Origin of the sequence: Neorhizobium sp. 2083 (assembly GCF_031455615.1) — a bacterium.
In the GTDB taxonomy this organism is placed as follows: domain Bacteria; phylum Pseudomonadota; class Alphaproteobacteria; order Rhizobiales; family Rhizobiaceae; genus Neorhizobium.
The window spans coordinates 224,219-239,384 of record NZ_JAVDTC010000003.1; the positions used below are offsets into that span (position 1 = coordinate 224,219).

Genomic DNA, 15,166 nt, shown 5'->3' on the forward strand with positions numbered 1-15,166 from the left:
ACCGGGAATAGAATCAGGTTTCGGCAGGTGGCTGCAGCGCCTGCCCGTAATACGCCGATAGTGCCGGAATATCGCGGATGAGGATCGGCGCCAACGCGCGTTGGGCCCCGATATCGCCGCGGTAACGCGCCGCGAGGAATTCGTCATGGGCCTTTTGTGCCCCCTCCGAGCCTTGGCGAAAGGCGGTGGAAACCGGAACCTCCTCCCGTTTGCCTTTGACCGTGATGCGGTCGAGCTCAAAGACCGCAAGGTACGGGTGAACCGCCTGGGCTGTCCGAGCGCCGAGGAGCAAAGGCACACCATATGCCTTGGACGCGCCCTCGAGTCTGGCCGCAAGATTGACGGGGTCTCCCAGCGCCGAATAGTCGAAACGGCTGGTCGAGCCCATGTTCCCGACCACGCATTCGCCGGTATTGATCCCAATTCCGATCTCCAGCGGGTAATGGGTTCGTCCCGTCGCCTGTGCCTCCGCCTTCAGCTGGTCGTTCAGGGCCTGCATCGAGTGGAGCATATCAAGCGCGGCGGACACCGCATGGATCGCATGGGCAGGATCGTCCAGCGGCGCATTCCAGAACGCCATCAGGCAGTCGCCGATATATTTGTCGATCGTGCCGCCGTGGGAGAGGACAATCTCGGAGAGTGGTGTCAGCAGCCTGTTGATCAGCATGGTCAGCTGCTGCGGGTCTTCCTTGAGTTGCTCGGCGATCGTCGTAAAGCCGCGCACGTCGCAGAACAGGATGGAAAGCTCGCGCTTCTCGCCGCCAAGCTTCAGCCTGGATGGATCGCGGGCGAGCTGGTCGACCAGGGCCGGAGCAAGATATTGCGAGAAGGCCCGCATGATCTGCCGCCGGTTCTTCCGCTCCTGGGCATAATCGAGGGTCGCCTGCGCTGCGGCGATGCCGGCAAAGGCAAGCGACGCCGCCATAGGCGACACGAAGATGCGGCCGAAACGCAGCATGACATAACTGCCGAAAAACAGCACCGCTATTGCCGCCGCACCGACCGCCACGGTGCGCCAGCCGGTGCCCCGCCAGACGAGCGCCGCCGCCGCCAGGACCGCTGCAAGCAGCAGTACCTGTCTCCCGGGGCTGCCGGCTTCGGCGACGGCCGTCTTGAGCCGCAGGTTGTCGAATATGGTCGCCTGAACTTCGGCACCGGCCAAAAGCTTGCCCGTATGCACCGTGTAAGAGGTGGGAAAGGCGTCCGCACCGCCTTTTTCGATCGAAGGCGCGGTTTGCAGGCTCAGACCGACGATCACGATACGGTCCTTGAAAATATGCGGCGGCAGGAAATTTTCCGGATCGAGTGCCTGGTAATAGGATACTGTCGGATAGGTGCGGGGGCCGCCGAGCACCTGAATGAGACTTCCCGGCCGAGGCAATTCCGCATCGACGCCGGCGGCAGTCGCGACCATGGCGGCAAAACCGTCATCGTAACCGGGCATTTCGCGCAGCACGCCGTCGCGATGCAGGCCAACGGACGCGATGCCGGTCAGCGCCAGCCTGTCGGAAAACATCTGCAACGGCATGACGCGGATGAACTGGTCGGCCTGGTCGGAGGTCACCAGCGTCTCGTCGCCCGCCAATACCACATCCGGCCCGAGAGCCGCGGCAAGCGCCTCGTCCTCGGCCGGCGTCGACGGTTCGGAAAAGATGATGTCGATGCCGATCACCTTGGCGCCGGCTGCGCGAAGCTGCGAGATCAGCCGGGCATGCAGGCTGCGTGGCCAGGGCCATTGCACGTTGATCTCTGCCAGCGACGGCTCGTCGATCGCCACGATGATCGGTCCGTCCTTGGCAAGGGGCGCGGCTCCGATGGTCGAAAGATAGTCGAAGGCCCGGTAATCGATCAGCGGCCAGCCCGGCAGACGCATGACGAGTGCCGTCGCCGCAAAGAAGAATGCCGCCAGAATGGCGACCTGCACGCCACGCGACGAGAAAAACCGGGGCGTCGAAAGCGAGAAACCGAGCCGGCCAGCCATCAGAACCGAACTTTGAGCGTGCCCTTGAAGGAGCGGCCCCAACCGGGCGTGCCGGCACTCACCTCGATGTCCTCGTCCAGGAGATTGTAGGCGGTGAGATCCAGTTCGAAACGCTTGTCGAAAGGTTCCCACGTCAGGCTGGCATCCAGGGTCCAGTAGTCGTCCAGTTCGATGCCGACTTCGTCGACGCGGTCGCCCACGTAGTTGGCGGCAAGCGTTGCCTTGATGTTAGCTTCGTTGACCCAGGTGAGGGCTACCTGTCCTGCCCATTCCGGCACGAAAGGCAAGGCGCCGCCGAATGTGGCAGATGCAGGGTCCCGGTCCTCGGAATTGGTATAGGCGACCGTCGAGGACAGGCCGAAGCCGTGGCCGAGCAGAAGATTGGCGTTTACACTGCCGCGGTCAATGCGGCCGTCGGAGGTGGTGAAGGGGATGGCGGAAAGCGGAATGCCAATTTGCAGGTCTTTAACGTCCTGATGCTGGAATTCTACGGCGGTGAAGAAATCCGGTGTCCATTCCGCGTCCCACCGAAGAGCCATGGTATTGGTGTAGCCCTCTGGGTCAGTCGAAATCTGGTTCGGCTGGAGACCGACGATCCCGATTGGGGAGAGTGTTGGCGTCGATACATCTATACTGCTGCGTATAAAGCCTGCACGCAGCCATTGTCCGTTCGCAGGCGACCAAGCAATCCCGACACGCGGATCGAGACGTTGGACCTCCACGCCGTCTCCCGAAAGTAGCGTCCCGAAGAGACCATACTCAGCTTTGAGATTGGTATTGATTTCTTGGAGCAAATCGACATAGACGCGGCCGATGCCGACATGGCTGGATGAGGAAATACTTGCTGCCCCGGTCAAAATGTCAAAAGTATCTTGCGATTGGTCGCTATCAAGCCAGCCGCCTTCGATGCCGTACCGCCAAGTGATGTTCCCTGTCCCAATCGTATGGTTCAGCGCTGCAATATAAGTATTCTGCTCAAATTTGCTTCTAGCGCTGGCGATCTCTAGAGGTACGCCTAATATATCAAGCACTTCGATACGGTTGCTTCGATTATCTGTATGGCTAAAAAGCAATGCAGAGTTGATTACATTTTCATGCTCAATCGTGTGGCTCCAGCCGATTCCGCCACTTGTTAGTCTGTTACTTTGCGACTGCTGGGTGATGTCCGGAACAAAAAACGGAAATCCTAATCCAAATAGAGGATCAATATCTACCAGTTGTTGGAAATGAACTTTAGAATCGCCCTTCGCGTTATTGTAATAAAGCACGAGCCGATCATACGCAGTCGGGCTCGCGGTCAAATAACCGTTGCCCCCTAGGATCTTATTTTCCGTATCGAGATCCGTCAGCGCCCCGATATCACGGCTGTCCGGCACCCTCTGCCACTGCAAATTCCCATAGAAGCTGATCGGGAACGGCAGATTGCTGTATCCCTGGACCTCTCCCTCGCCGATGTAATCGAGTTCGCCCCCGGCCGTATTGATCCCGCCGCCGATCGAGCCCTCGAGGAACGGGCGCCTGATGATGTTGGCGGAGCGTGAGCGGCCGGAAATGATATGCGGTTCCAGCATCAGGCCCTGCAGGAAGGATGAGAATGCCTGTCCGTTCGGCTCGTTGGTGATGACGTTGTCGCCGTAGAAGTAGTTGTTGACGAAGGGGTTCGCGCTGCCGCGGATGCTCTGGTCGATATAGGCGGTGCCGGCGAAGGGATCGAAGGCGACGTCGCTGTAATATTCGCCCCAGGCGTTCATGCCCTGCAGCCGAAATGCGTCGTTCAGCGTCGAACCCGCCTGCTGGTTGGCGCCGAGCGAGGTGAAATCGCCGCCACGGGCCTTCGAGCGACGCAGATATTCTTGCGCGTTGCGGATCGCCCCTTCGGAATCGTAATTGTCGATCGCAACCGCCGTGCGCAATGCGGAGATCACCGGGTCGTTATCGTCGAGCCGCTCGGCGCTTTCCGTCGCCTGTTCGGCCGGAACCCGGTCGCCCTTTTCGTAATTTGCCGCGGCAAGCAGCAATTGCGCCTGCGAATATCCCGGATTGGCGACGCTGGCGGCGAGCAGGTCGTCGACCGCCTTGTCCAGTTCTCCGGTCTGCATGTAGTAGCGGCCGCGGGCGACAAGCGCGATGTCGAACGCCGGGTCTATGGCCAATGCCGCGTCGATCTCGCGCCTGGCATCCTCGATGCGGCCGATGTCGAGATAGAAGAGGGCCAAATTCGAGTGGCTGAGCGGATCCTGCGGATCCAGTTCGATCGATTTCTTGAACGCCGCTTCGGCCTCGCGGTTGGCGTTCCGTGCCGCCTGCACGTTGCCGATCGCGTTCCAGGTCGTCGAGCCCCCGGGCGCGACCTTGATGGCCGCTTCGAGATCGGCGAGCGCGCCCTTGTAGTCACCCTTGAAGCCTGCGCGGAAATGGGAACGCGCTTCGAGCGCCGTCGGTTCGGCGGGATCGATCGAGAGCGACCGGCTGAGCGCCTCCTCGGCCTGGGCGCGATCGTTGAGCAGAATAGCGAGCCACCCACGATAGGCCGGCAGTTCCGGATCGTCCGGATATTGCCGTTCCGCTTCCCGCAGCACCTCGATGGCAGCTTTCAGATCCTGCAGGAAGCCGAGCGCATAGGCGCGCAGAAACGCACCGTCGGAGCCGCCCACCTGCGGCGGCAGCGCTTCCACCCGGTTCGGGTCGGCAAGAGCGCGGGCATAATAGCCGCCGTATAACGCAATTCCCCGGCGTTTGGGATCGAGGCCGCGCTGCGCCTTCTCGAAAAGCTTGGCGGCTTGCGCATAGTGGGTCTCGCTTGCGGCGAGGACCGCCTCGATCAGGGTCACACGCGCCTGCTGGGAGGCGGAAAGCCGCTGCCCCTTGAGCACGGCAAGCGTCTGCCGCGCCCGCTGGCGTCCTTCGAGCGAAAGCTGGGCTTCCGCAAGCGCGACCCAATCCTCCGCGTTGCGGCGCTCGGCGGGAATGGCCATGATGCGGTCGGCATTGCGGCGCATCTCGGCGACGGGCTGCGCCGAGGGCGGCATGCGCTCGAACGCCTCCCGCGGCGGCAGGAAAAACAGCATCTGCTCGCGATCATCCGAATCGACGATGACGATCTTGCGCGGCGCCTGGCCGATCGAGGCGACGGCCCCTTCGCCCTGACGCACCTCGACGCTGCCTTGCGGATTGCTGAACTGCACGACGCCTTCGAGAACGTTGAGCGAAGTCTGCTCGCCCTTGACGGTCATGGTCCAGTCGGTGCCGCGGATCGCCGCTGCCGCCGCCGGCGTCTGAACCTGCACCCCGGGCCCGCCGCGTTCCGCGCGAGCCCAGATGGTGCCCGATTGAAGCTCCAGCACGGTGTCCGCGCTCGTGCTGGCGGTGATCTGTTTGACGACAAGCGAGGAATTGCGGCCCAGACGGACCTGCGTCCTGTCGGAGAAAAGGATTGCCAGCTGACCGGTAGCATTGGTGCGCAGCACGTCGCCGGTGACAAGGTCTTGCTTCAGGTCGACGAACTGCCAGCTCGACACGTCGATGAAGCGCACCTCTTCACCTGCCTTGCGCGCGATCACGGCGCCCGCAGCTTGTCCCGACCGCTGCACAGGCTCCGCCGCCGCCGGCGAGATGATCCCGCCGGCAAGTATAGGCAGCGCAATAGCTGCAAGATAAAATCGATTAGTCGCCCCCACCATGCCTCACCACTGCTTATAAAACAGGCAAGTGTCAAGGTGGACTTGAGCAACAGGATTGCTTTCCACATAGAGTGTATTAACAGGGAAACAGTTCGGAATTGGGGGGAAGCAAGTTGAGCGACTTTGACAGCGCGCCGACCGAAATGCTTGAAATGCCGATGGCATCGGGTGAGATCACCGAGGAATATTTCAACCACGTCCGCAAGATAAATGACGTGTTTTATGATCAGATAAAAATATCGGACCAGAAGGCGGCCTATATCTTCACCTTCATGCTCGCGTTTCTGATCTCGTCAAGCGAGGGAAGGGGTGTCTTCACGCTGGCGCGCTATACCGGCGGCAGTTGGGTCGCAGTCATTGTTTCCGCTCTGCTTGCCATCGCATCGATTTCTTCGATCCTTTCGGCAATTCTCGTCGTGCTCCCGCGGCGAGTGGAAAAGTCCACCTCGCTTTTTTGGGGGACATGGCCGCAGCACCGATCCATCTTCGAACATGCCGCTCAGCGCAGTGACGTCGCCTATCTCTTCAAGGAATATCTGGACAATGCCGACGCCCTGTCTCTGATCGCCCGGCGGAAATACCGTTGCGTCTCCTACGCATTCCGAGGGCTGATGTTCACCGTGGTCGCATACGTCCTGCTTCTCTTGGCGACCTGAAGATCGCGGATGCACCGACGCTTCGAGGCCGCCGCGCTTGCGGCAGCCTCGAATGTTGCAACATCGCCGGCATCTTCGATACGATCAGGCGTGATTGCTCAAACCGGAAGCGAAGGTCAGTCGCGCGGCTGCAGGAGCGCCAAGGCAACCGTCGAGACAGCCAGGACGGCAGTAATGCTCATGGGTCCCACGGCGCCGTAATTGTCGACGACATAGCCGCCGACAACGGCGCCGATACTGATGGCGACCTGGAAAGAGACCACCATCAGGCTGCCCGCCGCCTCCAGAGCGTCGGGTGCCCCGCGCGAAAGATTGGTCGGCAGCACCACCGGCGCCATGCCGAAGGCAAAACCCCAGAGCGTAACCAGGGCGATGGCAATGGCGGGATAAGCGCCCCAAAGCAGCAGGCTGATCGCTGCGAATGCCATCAGCGTCGCGGTTACAGCGAGTGCCATGATGATACTCGTGTCGGCCATTCGGCCACCGGCAATGTTGCCGATTACGGAGGCGATGCCGAAGCCAAGCAGCGCCAAGGCGATCGATCTGGTTTCCAGGAGCGTCACCTGTTCCAGGAAAGGACGCACATAAACCGAGCCGGAAAAATGCCCCGTCATCAGCAGAACAATGGCGAGCATTCCCAGCTGGATGCCACGCCGCCGTGTCAGCCGGAATACGTCGGCGAGACTGTTGCTTGTGCTTGCAGGCAGGGTCGGTAGGCTGAATACCTGCAGCAGCAGGGCAAGCGCGGCAAGTCCTGCCGTCATGGCCATGGCGATGCGCCATCCAAGCCAGTCGCTGATCAGGGCGCCCATCGATGGCGCGGCTATCGTGGCAAGCGAGACGCCGAGGGTAACGATAGCCATGCCCCGACCCGTCGCATTGGCGCCTACCAGCCGCGCCACGACGGCAACCGAAAGCGCCCAAAAACCGCTGAGGGCGATGCCCAGCCCCGCGCGGCCCAGCAGCAACAGCCAGAAATCGGTCGCTACGGATGCAAGAACATTGGAGCCGATCGCCAGGGCACTAAGACCGACCAGCACCGTCTTTCGGTTCAGTCTGCCGATGAGAACATTGCTCAACAGGGCCGTCACGGCGCCGACGGAAGCGGTCGCGGTGACGACCTGTCCGGCCGCTCCCTCGGTAATCCCGAGATCGCGCGCCATGGGCGTCAACAGGCCTGCCGGCAGGAACTCGGCCGATACGAGAGCAAAGCTCGTGGCTGCCATCGAAAGAACCGCGAACCAGGTCTTCGCGGTCCAGGGAGCCAACTCCGCGGTCTCCAGTCCACCTATCGGCGCGTCAAGCTGTGATGTCGTGTCCGTCATGAAATATCTCCTAGTTTTGGAGACGTCATAGACGAACGTTTCGGGATGATCTGTATCCAAAAATCCGAAATCCATGCCCATTCGTCCAAATTTGTGCTCTGCACAACGATCGGAAGAGAACATGGCGATGCGCTGGCGTTACTGAGGCCGCTGCCAGTAGGAACCGATGCTGCTTCTTTGCCGGTCATGGCCGCGAGCCTTCAGGAGGTCGCGGATTGCCTTGGCTTCCGAGCGCTCGCAGCCTGCCCAGACGAAGGTATCCGGGCCGGCACGTTCGATCTCCGACCTGATCGCCTTCTCAAGCATTCCGGTGGTTCCTGCGGCGGCGCCGTTGCGGTGAAGCCAGCGGATATCGAGGGTGGCCGCCGAAACGAGTGGCTGTTCTTCCGCCTCGGTTTCGACCTCGACAAAGGCGACGAGGCGACTTCCGGCCGGCATTTCGGCGGCTATGCGTGAAATCGCGGGAAGCGCGGTTTCGTCGCCGGCAAGGATCATGTCCGAGGCGTCCGGTACGCCGCCGCCGCCCGGGCCAAGAAGCCCGGCAACATCCCCGGGGCGAGCATTCTGTGCAAAATCGGCGCCCGGCATCGGCAGGCCGCAGGTTTTGTGCAGGACGAAATCGATATCCATCTCGCTGCGGTCAAGGTCGATGCTGCGGATCGTGTAGATGCGGACGGTCAGTTCGTCCTCGCCCTTCGGCCAGTCTATGCGCCCGTCAGGCCTTGTGCTCGGCCAGACCGGAGCGCGGCCCTTCGGCGGGATCAGCAGGCGGACATGCAGGCCGCCGTCGCGAAAATGCGCGACATCGGCGCAGGCGACGGTGAGCCGGCGCATATGCGGCGTGACGTTTGAGGCGGAGACGACACGGATCTCACGGAAATCCGGCAGCGCCGAGGGTTTCGGCATGTCGGCCCAGGTCAATTCCAGCGGTTCGTCGCCGGCGATCATGAAGAGATGTTCGGCGATAACGTTGCGCACCATCTGCAGCATGGCTGCCGTCGGGCAGGAGAGTTCGATCGACAGCTGGCCGCCCTCGTCGCGGAGGTCGGCTTTGCCCGAATGATTGGCGAGTGTCGCGGTATTGCCGGAGCGCCATACGTCCGAATGTTCTACGAAGCGGGCGCAGAGGCCATCCAGCATCCTCGCCGGATCGACCGGGACGGCGGTGCCGGACAGCGTGAAGCGTTCTGCCATCATGCGGTTCTCTCCTTGTATCCAAGCAGCCAGAGAAGATAGGGGCCGCCGATCAGCGCGGCGAAGAGGCCGACCGGCACCTGATAGGGATAGATGACGATCCGCGACAGCCAGTCGGCCATGATCAGCACGCCTGCGCCGATCAGGATTGCCGCGGCAAGCTGATGCTGCAGCTTCCGGAAGCCGAGGAGCCGGGCGAGATGCGGCGCGATCAATCCCGTCAGGCTCAAGGGACCGACAAGGAAGGACGAGATCGCCGTCATCGATGCCGCAAGGATGGCGAGCGCAAGGCGGGACGACAGGACGCCAAGGCCGACGCTGCGGGAAAGGCCCGTCCCGAGCGGCAGGATGGTGAGCCAGCGGATCATCAGGAAAAGCGGCGCGGTCAGCACCACGAGTGCGATCATCGCCGTCCAGGCTTCGAAGGCGCCGGCACGGTTGGTCGAGCCGGACATCCAGTTGAGCAGGATATAGCTGCGCATATCGCCCTGCGCGAGCACCATGCTGACGATCGCCATGCAGAAGGCGCTGATGGCGATGCCGGCGAGCAGCAGTCGTTCGGCCGAAAATCCGGAGCGTCCGGCAATCGCGATCATCACCAGGAAGGCGGCAAACGAGCCGAGCGCCATGCCGAGAAGCATGATTGCCGGTGAGGAGAAGCCGAACAGGAACAGCGCGGCCGTCAAACCGGCGCCCGCGCCGCTGGAAACGCCGAGTATTTCGGGGCTCGCAATTGGATTGCCGGTCACCCGCTGCATGACGAAACCGGCTGCTCCGAGCATGGCACCGGAACCGCCGGCAGCCAGAATGCGCGGCAGACGGAAGGGCAGGAGCTCGGAAAAGAGCAGGCCCATTGCAACGCTCCAGCCCGTATCCGTCAGGCCCAGCGTCAGTACGAGCGCGAGGATGATGGCCAACGCCGCTGCCAGGAGCGACAGCGCGATAGCAGGCTTTCGAAGCAGGCGAGAAGCGGTATCCGCCCTTGCGGTGACCGAGGAAAATCCGTGGACGCGCGGCAGGAGCAGGAGAAGCAACGGTCCGCCGAGCAATGCAGTTGCGGCGCCCGTCGGTACGAGATCGGAGAAACCGGGGCCGAGCAATTGCGTCAGTGTGTCGGCCAGGAAGAGAACCGCGGCCCCCGCGAGAGGAGCGGCCGTCATCACCTGCCCAGTGGTCCGGGCGCCGCAGAACCTGGCTATAGTGGGAGCCGCAAGCCCCAGAAAGCCGATGATGCCGACTGTTGCCGTGACAGAGGCGGACAGCCAGACCGCAAGGATGAGGATTGAAAACCGGACCGCGTGCAACGCGACCCCGAGGCTCCGGGCACTGGAATCGTCAAGTGCCATGACATTCAGCGGCCGCAGCAGGAGTGCCGCGGCGACGATGCCCGCCGCGAGCCGTGGTGCCAGCGAGATGACGCCGTTCCAGTCCTGCTGGTTGAGCGCGCCTGCACCCCAGATATGGATCGACATGGCATATTCGCCGCGCGCCAGGATCAGCGTCACGCTGAGCGAGGCGGCGATCAGGCTGACGATCATGCCGGAGATCGCCACCGTGACCGGATCGAGCCCGCGCCGCCAGCTCAGCGCCAGTACGATCGCCACCGCACCAAAGCCGCCGGCAAAGGCGACCAGCTCGCGGGAGACGCCGCTCAGGAGCGGCAGGACAGCGAGGCCGAGCGTCAGCGCCAGTTGCGCACCCGAGGCGATGCCGAGGGTCGAGGCATCGGCGATCGGATTGCGCAGCACCCTTTGCAGCAGCGCACCGGAAAGACCGAGCGCAGCACCGGCGATCAGCGCGATCGCGGCGCGGGGCAGAAGGCTGTTCCACAGCAGGATCGCATCGAGGGTGGCAGCGGTCGCCGTGTCCCCGGGGACCTGCGGGCTGAACGTCAGGAGCAGGATGAACGAGGCGACGCAGGCGGTGCCGAGCGCGGCTGCAGGAACGAAGCCGGGCAGGCCGGTCGGCATGTGCAGTGGGAGACTAGCCGTTCCGGACATGGGAAAATCCTTCGGCCAGGAAATCGGCAAACCGGCCTGCTGCCGGCAGAGCCCCATAGGGATTGATCGATCCGACCGTCAGCACGCGGTTTTCCCGCACCGCGGGCAAGGCCTTCCAGAACGCGCTTTCGGTCAACGCCCCGAAGGCATCCATCGGATGCGGTGGAACGAGGATGATCCAGGCCTCGGGCATGGAAGCCAGCGTCTCGATGCCCATCGGCGCGACGGCCGAATAGCTGGTCGCACCCGTCCAGGCGTTGGCCAGCCCGAGGCGTTTCAGCACCTCGCCGAACATGCTGTCGGAACCGAAAACCCTGTAGTGGCGCGCATCGCCAAGATTGATCGGCAGGACAGGACGGCCATCACCCTTGGCCAGCAGGTGCTTGTAGCGATCGAGCCTGTCTGCGAGGTCTTCGACCATCCTGCGGGCTGCGGGGCGCTGCAGACGCTCGCCGATCGCAAGCGTCGCCTGCTCGGCAAGGATGTATGGGCTCTCGCCGGGTCTGTAGATCGCATGGGTTTCCACCGGTGCGATACGGCTCATCAGCGGATCGGCCCCGGCGTAGAAGTTCGAATTGAAGATCAGGTCCGGGCGGGCGAAGCGCAGCGCCTCGAAGTTCGGCGATCCGCGCAGGCCGAGGTCGGCGACGCCTGCCGGCACGTCGGGTTTGACTGCAACCTGGCGAAACTGGCGAAGCTCGGTTGCCGCCACGACATTGGCGCCGATCGCAAGCAGCGTTTCAAGAAGCGCCCAGTCGAGCGTGGCAACTCGCGGTCCCGCTTCTTCCGCCTGCAGGGCGCGCGTCGCCACCGATGCGGCGGCGGCTGCGAGCAGGGTTCTGCGGGTGAATTGCGGCACTCGGCATGTCTCCAAAGGCAAAGGAAGGCCCGAAAGGGGCCTTCCCGCGAAACTTGTTTCAGGTGTCCACTACCAGACCTTGCTGATCTTGAAATTGACGGTGCGCGCCTCGCCGTAACCGCAGAAATACTGCGTGTTGCAGCCTGCGACATATTCCTTGTCAAACAGGTTGGTGACGTTCAGGGACGCCTTCCAGTCGTTCTTCTCATAGCGGATCGCTGCATCGAAGACCGTCGAATCCGGGACGCGCATGGTGTTCGCGTTGTCGGCCCAGGACTTGCCGCGATAGCGCATGCCGGCGCCGAAACCGAGCCCTTCCAGCGGCCCTTCGGTCACCGTATAGTCGAGCCAGAGCGAGGTGAGGACATCCGGAACGACATTGGGTGTCTTTCCAATCAGGGTAGCATCGTCCTTGGTGATCTCGATGTCCGTAAACGAAGCTGCCGCAATGACCTTCCAGTTCTGGTCCAGGTTTACCTTGCCTTCCACTTCGATACCGCGCGAGCGGACTTCGCCGATCTGGCTGGTGATCCCGCCTGTGGTGATCGTGTAGTTCTGCTTGGTGATATCGAAGACGGAGGCCGTCAGGGTGCCGTCAAGCCAGGTCGGCTCGTATTTGACGCCTGCCTCGAACTGGTAACCTTCCTCGGGCTTCGGTGCGGCGCCCCCCGTCAGGCCGACGATCGGGCTGAAGAAGCTTGCGGCGCTGACATAGGGCGTCAGGCCGTTGGCAAACTCGTAAGCCAGGCCCGCGCGGCCGCTCCAGGCGCGATCGTTGCTGGAATAGTTCTGCGTTCCCGCCAACAGGTCCTCGATCTCGTTGTGGACGTAGTCGTAACGACCGTTCAAGGTGACGATCCAGCCGTCGCCGAACTTCATCTGGTCCTGAGCGTAAACGCCGAGTTGGTTGATCGTGTAGACCTGGTGCAGGTTGCGGTCGACCGGTGGCAGAGCCACGCCGTAGGCGGGGTTGCTCGGGTCGAAAGCGGGCACCGATCCGAAGGCGCTGGCGAACTGGTCGGTATCGAGGCGGTAATAGCGATAGTCCAGGCCGACCATGACCTTGTGCGAGGCGCCGCCCAGGTCGAATTCGTTCTCAATCCGGTTGTCGACGTTGAAGGCATTAGCCTTCGAGGTAATGTCTTCGCTGTAGCGGCCGACCACCGCGTCCGTCTGGTCGAGATCGAACGGATAGACGTACTGCTCGCGCTTGAAGAGGTTGGAATACCGCAGGTTCTGCGTGAATTTCCAGCCGCCCTCGAACTCGTGCTCGAACTCGTAACCGAACATCTTCTGGACGACCTTGCCGTCGTCGAAATTGGGATCTCCGAGGAACATGTCGCGCGGGATCTTGCCATAGCCGGCGTTGACGACCGTGCCGCCGTAAGGCAGCAGACCGTTGGTGGTGTGGACCTGATCCAGGCCGCTGATGTAACCCCAGACCGTCAGGTTGGTGCCTGCGTCCGGCGAGAAGGTGAACTGCGGCATGATGAAGCCGCGCAGGTCTTCGCTGTAGTCGGTATAGTTGTCTCCGCCCGCCAGCTTGCCGGTGAGGCGATAGCTGAAGCTGCCGTCAGGCGTGACCTTGTCGGAGACATCGAAGCCGAAGAAGGCGTTGCCGTTCGTGTTGATGCCGGTCTCGGTATAATAATAAGGCTCGTCGGTCGGGCGCTTGCGGATCAGGTTGACGACGCCGCCGGCATTGGCGCCGCCGAGCAGCACGGACGCCGGCCCCTTGAGGACCTCGACGCGCTCCAGCATGAACGGATCAAGCTGGAAGCCGCCATAGGAATGGCTGGTGAGCGCCAGGCTGTCGAAGAACACGCCGGTCTGCGATGCGTTGAAACCGCGGACATAGATCCAGTCGGTGTCGGGGTCCGAGCCGTAGGGTTGGCCGAATACGCCGGGTGTGTAAAGGAGCACCTGATCGACCTTGCTGACGGCGCCGCGGTCGTCCATCTCCTGCCTGCCGATGACCGACACGGACTGCGGGATTTCCTTGAGCGGCATATCGGTCTTGGAGCCGGTCGTCGATTTCTTCGCGACATACCCTTTGACCGGACCGGTCCCATCGCCTTCACCTTCGCCATGAAGGACGATCGGCGCCAGTGTCGTATCGGCATTCTGCGCATGCACCGCCGAAGCGGCGCAAAGGGCGGCGAGTGCCACGCCGGCGCCCAGTCCAAGCCTTGCCCCCAAGGTTGCTTTTCTCTCGTTCATTCCAAGCCCCACTCACACGAACCTTCCGCCGCCGCAAGAAGCGGCGCCGTAATAAGGTGAGCAGTTAACTCATATTTAAAGTTCCGGCTTGGTTCGATCGGTGGCAATTGGACGTTCTTGGGCAAATTCGGTAACGGCGGGCAAATATTTGCAAAAATGCATCACTCCTGCCTGGCCTTCCGCCAGCGGGCCGGAGTCGTTCCCATATGCTTGCGGAACACCTTGGTGAAATGCGCCTGATCCGAGAAACCGGTTTCGGCGGCGACGTCCGTCAGAGGATGGGCATCCGATACCAGCAGCTCTTTCGCACGTTCCAGCCGGGCATTCATCTGCCAGTCGTGGGGCGCCATGCCCGTCGATGCCTTGAAGGAATGGCTGAAATGCGATGGCGACAGCCCCGTCAGGTCGGCAAGCTCCTGCAGGCGGATATTGCGCATGCAGTTTGCGGTGATGAAATCCGTGGCGCGCTGTAGCTGCGAGGCTGCCAGCGCTCCCCGCCGCCGGGTCGGCGTCTTGACCATCTTCAAGACATCGATGAGAAGCGCCAGGGCAAGCCCGTCCCCATAAAGATCGTGCAGCGGCTCGGGATTGCAGATCTCGGCGGCAATCAGTCCGGCCAACGTCATGACGCGCTGGTCCGAGAACAGAAGCTGGGGGTCCTTGAGCTTTTTCGGATTGATGTCTTCCATCAGCCGGCGGCCGAGGATATCCGCGTCGAAATGGATATCGAGATGGCGCACATACTGCACGTCGGCAAAATCCATCCAGAGGTCCATGTCGGCGGGAATGTAGGAGATCGGGCTCTGATTGCTGTCCTGCGGAGCGCCGCGGGATTTCGGCGATAGCTTGACGACGGGGCGTCCGCGGCCGCGCTGGTCGAGCAGGATGAACAATCGCGGATCCCGCGCCACATAGTGCCCGCCCGCATAAGCGGCGCATTCCACGTCCCAGAGATCGGCGGCGATGCCGTTCCAGTATCGGCGCTTCAGCCCGCCCATGATCGAAAAACCCTCGATCCTGTTTTGCATTCGCGGCTGGAAAGTCATGCAGCTATCCTGAACAAAATAAACTTGTGTGTAATTATCAACTTCAACGGAGTGTATCAATCCCACCGGCGTTGCTGATGCCACACCATGACGGCCTGCGCGACCGCCAATGAAAGGAGGTTGGGATCGGAGCGCCCGCTGCCAGAGACGTTGCTCACCTACGGCGCGATCGCAGCGGCAAAAAATCCTTCGTTGCTGACATAAA

The 15,166-nt window shown here is 62.1% G+C and carries 9 protein-coding genes; 1 reads left to right on the plus strand and 8 read right to left on the minus strand.

Annotation, left to right across the window (positions count from 1 at the left end; translation table 11 throughout):
* Positions 1–13: 13 nt before the first annotated feature.
* Both J2X76_RS13845 and J2X76_RS13850 read right to left on the minus strand, forming a co-directional pair.
* Positions 14–1,981: an adenylate/guanylate cyclase domain-containing protein gene (locus J2X76_RS13845; RefSeq protein ID WP_310217021.1), complete on the minus strand. Its 1,968-nt coding sequence runs from the start codon at positions 1,979–1,981 to the stop codon at positions 14–16.
* Positions 1,981–5,661: a FecR domain-containing protein gene (locus J2X76_RS13850; RefSeq protein ID WP_405030032.1), complete on the minus strand. Its 3,681-nt coding sequence runs from the start codon at positions 5,659–5,661 to the stop codon at positions 1,981–1,983. Before J2X76_RS13850 ends, J2X76_RS13845 begins: the two co-directional genes overlap by 1 nt.
* 113 nt (positions 5,662–5,774) lie before the next feature.
* On the opposite strand from J2X76_RS13850, the gene J2X76_RS13855 reads away from it, so the two are divergent.
* A complete protein-coding gene (locus J2X76_RS13855; RefSeq protein WP_310217025.1) occupies positions 5,775–6,317 on the plus strand; it encodes a Pycsar system effector family protein in 543 nt (180 codons plus the stop codon).
* 116 nt (positions 6,318–6,433) lie between these two features.
* On the opposite strand, the gene J2X76_RS13860 is transcribed toward J2X76_RS13855, so the two are convergent.
* From J2X76_RS13860 to J2X76_RS13885, 6 genes are all read right to left on the minus strand, one after another.
* Complete coding sequence (locus tag J2X76_RS13860) at positions 6,434–7,642, minus strand: MFS transporter (RefSeq protein WP_310217027.1); 1,209 nt, start codon at positions 7,640–7,642, stop codon at positions 6,434–6,436.
* 138 nt (positions 7,643–7,780) lie between these two features.
* A complete protein-coding gene (locus J2X76_RS13865) occupies positions 7,781–8,839 on the minus strand; it encodes a siderophore-interacting protein (RefSeq protein ID WP_310217029.1) in 1,059 nt (352 codons plus the stop codon).
* Entirely contained in the window at positions 8,836–10,836 is a 2,001-nt protein-coding gene (gene fhuB, locus J2X76_RS13870) for a Fe(3+)-hydroxamate ABC transporter permease FhuB (RefSeq protein WP_405030033.1), read from the minus strand. Before fhuB ends, J2X76_RS13865 begins: the two co-directional genes overlap by 4 nt.
* On the minus strand, positions 10,820–11,695 hold the full coding sequence (locus tag J2X76_RS13875; RefSeq protein WP_310217031.1) for an ABC transporter substrate-binding protein: 876 nt from the start codon (positions 11,693–11,695) through the stop codon (positions 10,820–10,822). The genes fhuB and J2X76_RS13875 overlap by 17 nt, the downstream gene beginning before the upstream one ends.
* A gap of 69 nt (positions 11,696–11,764) precedes the next feature.
* Complete coding sequence (locus J2X76_RS13880) at positions 11,765–13,915, minus strand: TonB-dependent siderophore receptor (protein WP_310217034.1); 2,151 nt, start codon at positions 13,913–13,915, stop codon at positions 11,765–11,767.
* A 161-nt stretch (positions 13,916–14,076) separates the two neighbouring features.
* Positions 14,077–14,961: an AraC family transcriptional regulator gene (locus J2X76_RS13885; protein ID WP_310217036.1), complete on the minus strand. Its 885-nt coding sequence runs from the start codon at positions 14,959–14,961 to the stop codon at positions 14,077–14,079.
* Between the last annotated feature and the right edge of the window lie 205 nt (positions 14,962–15,166).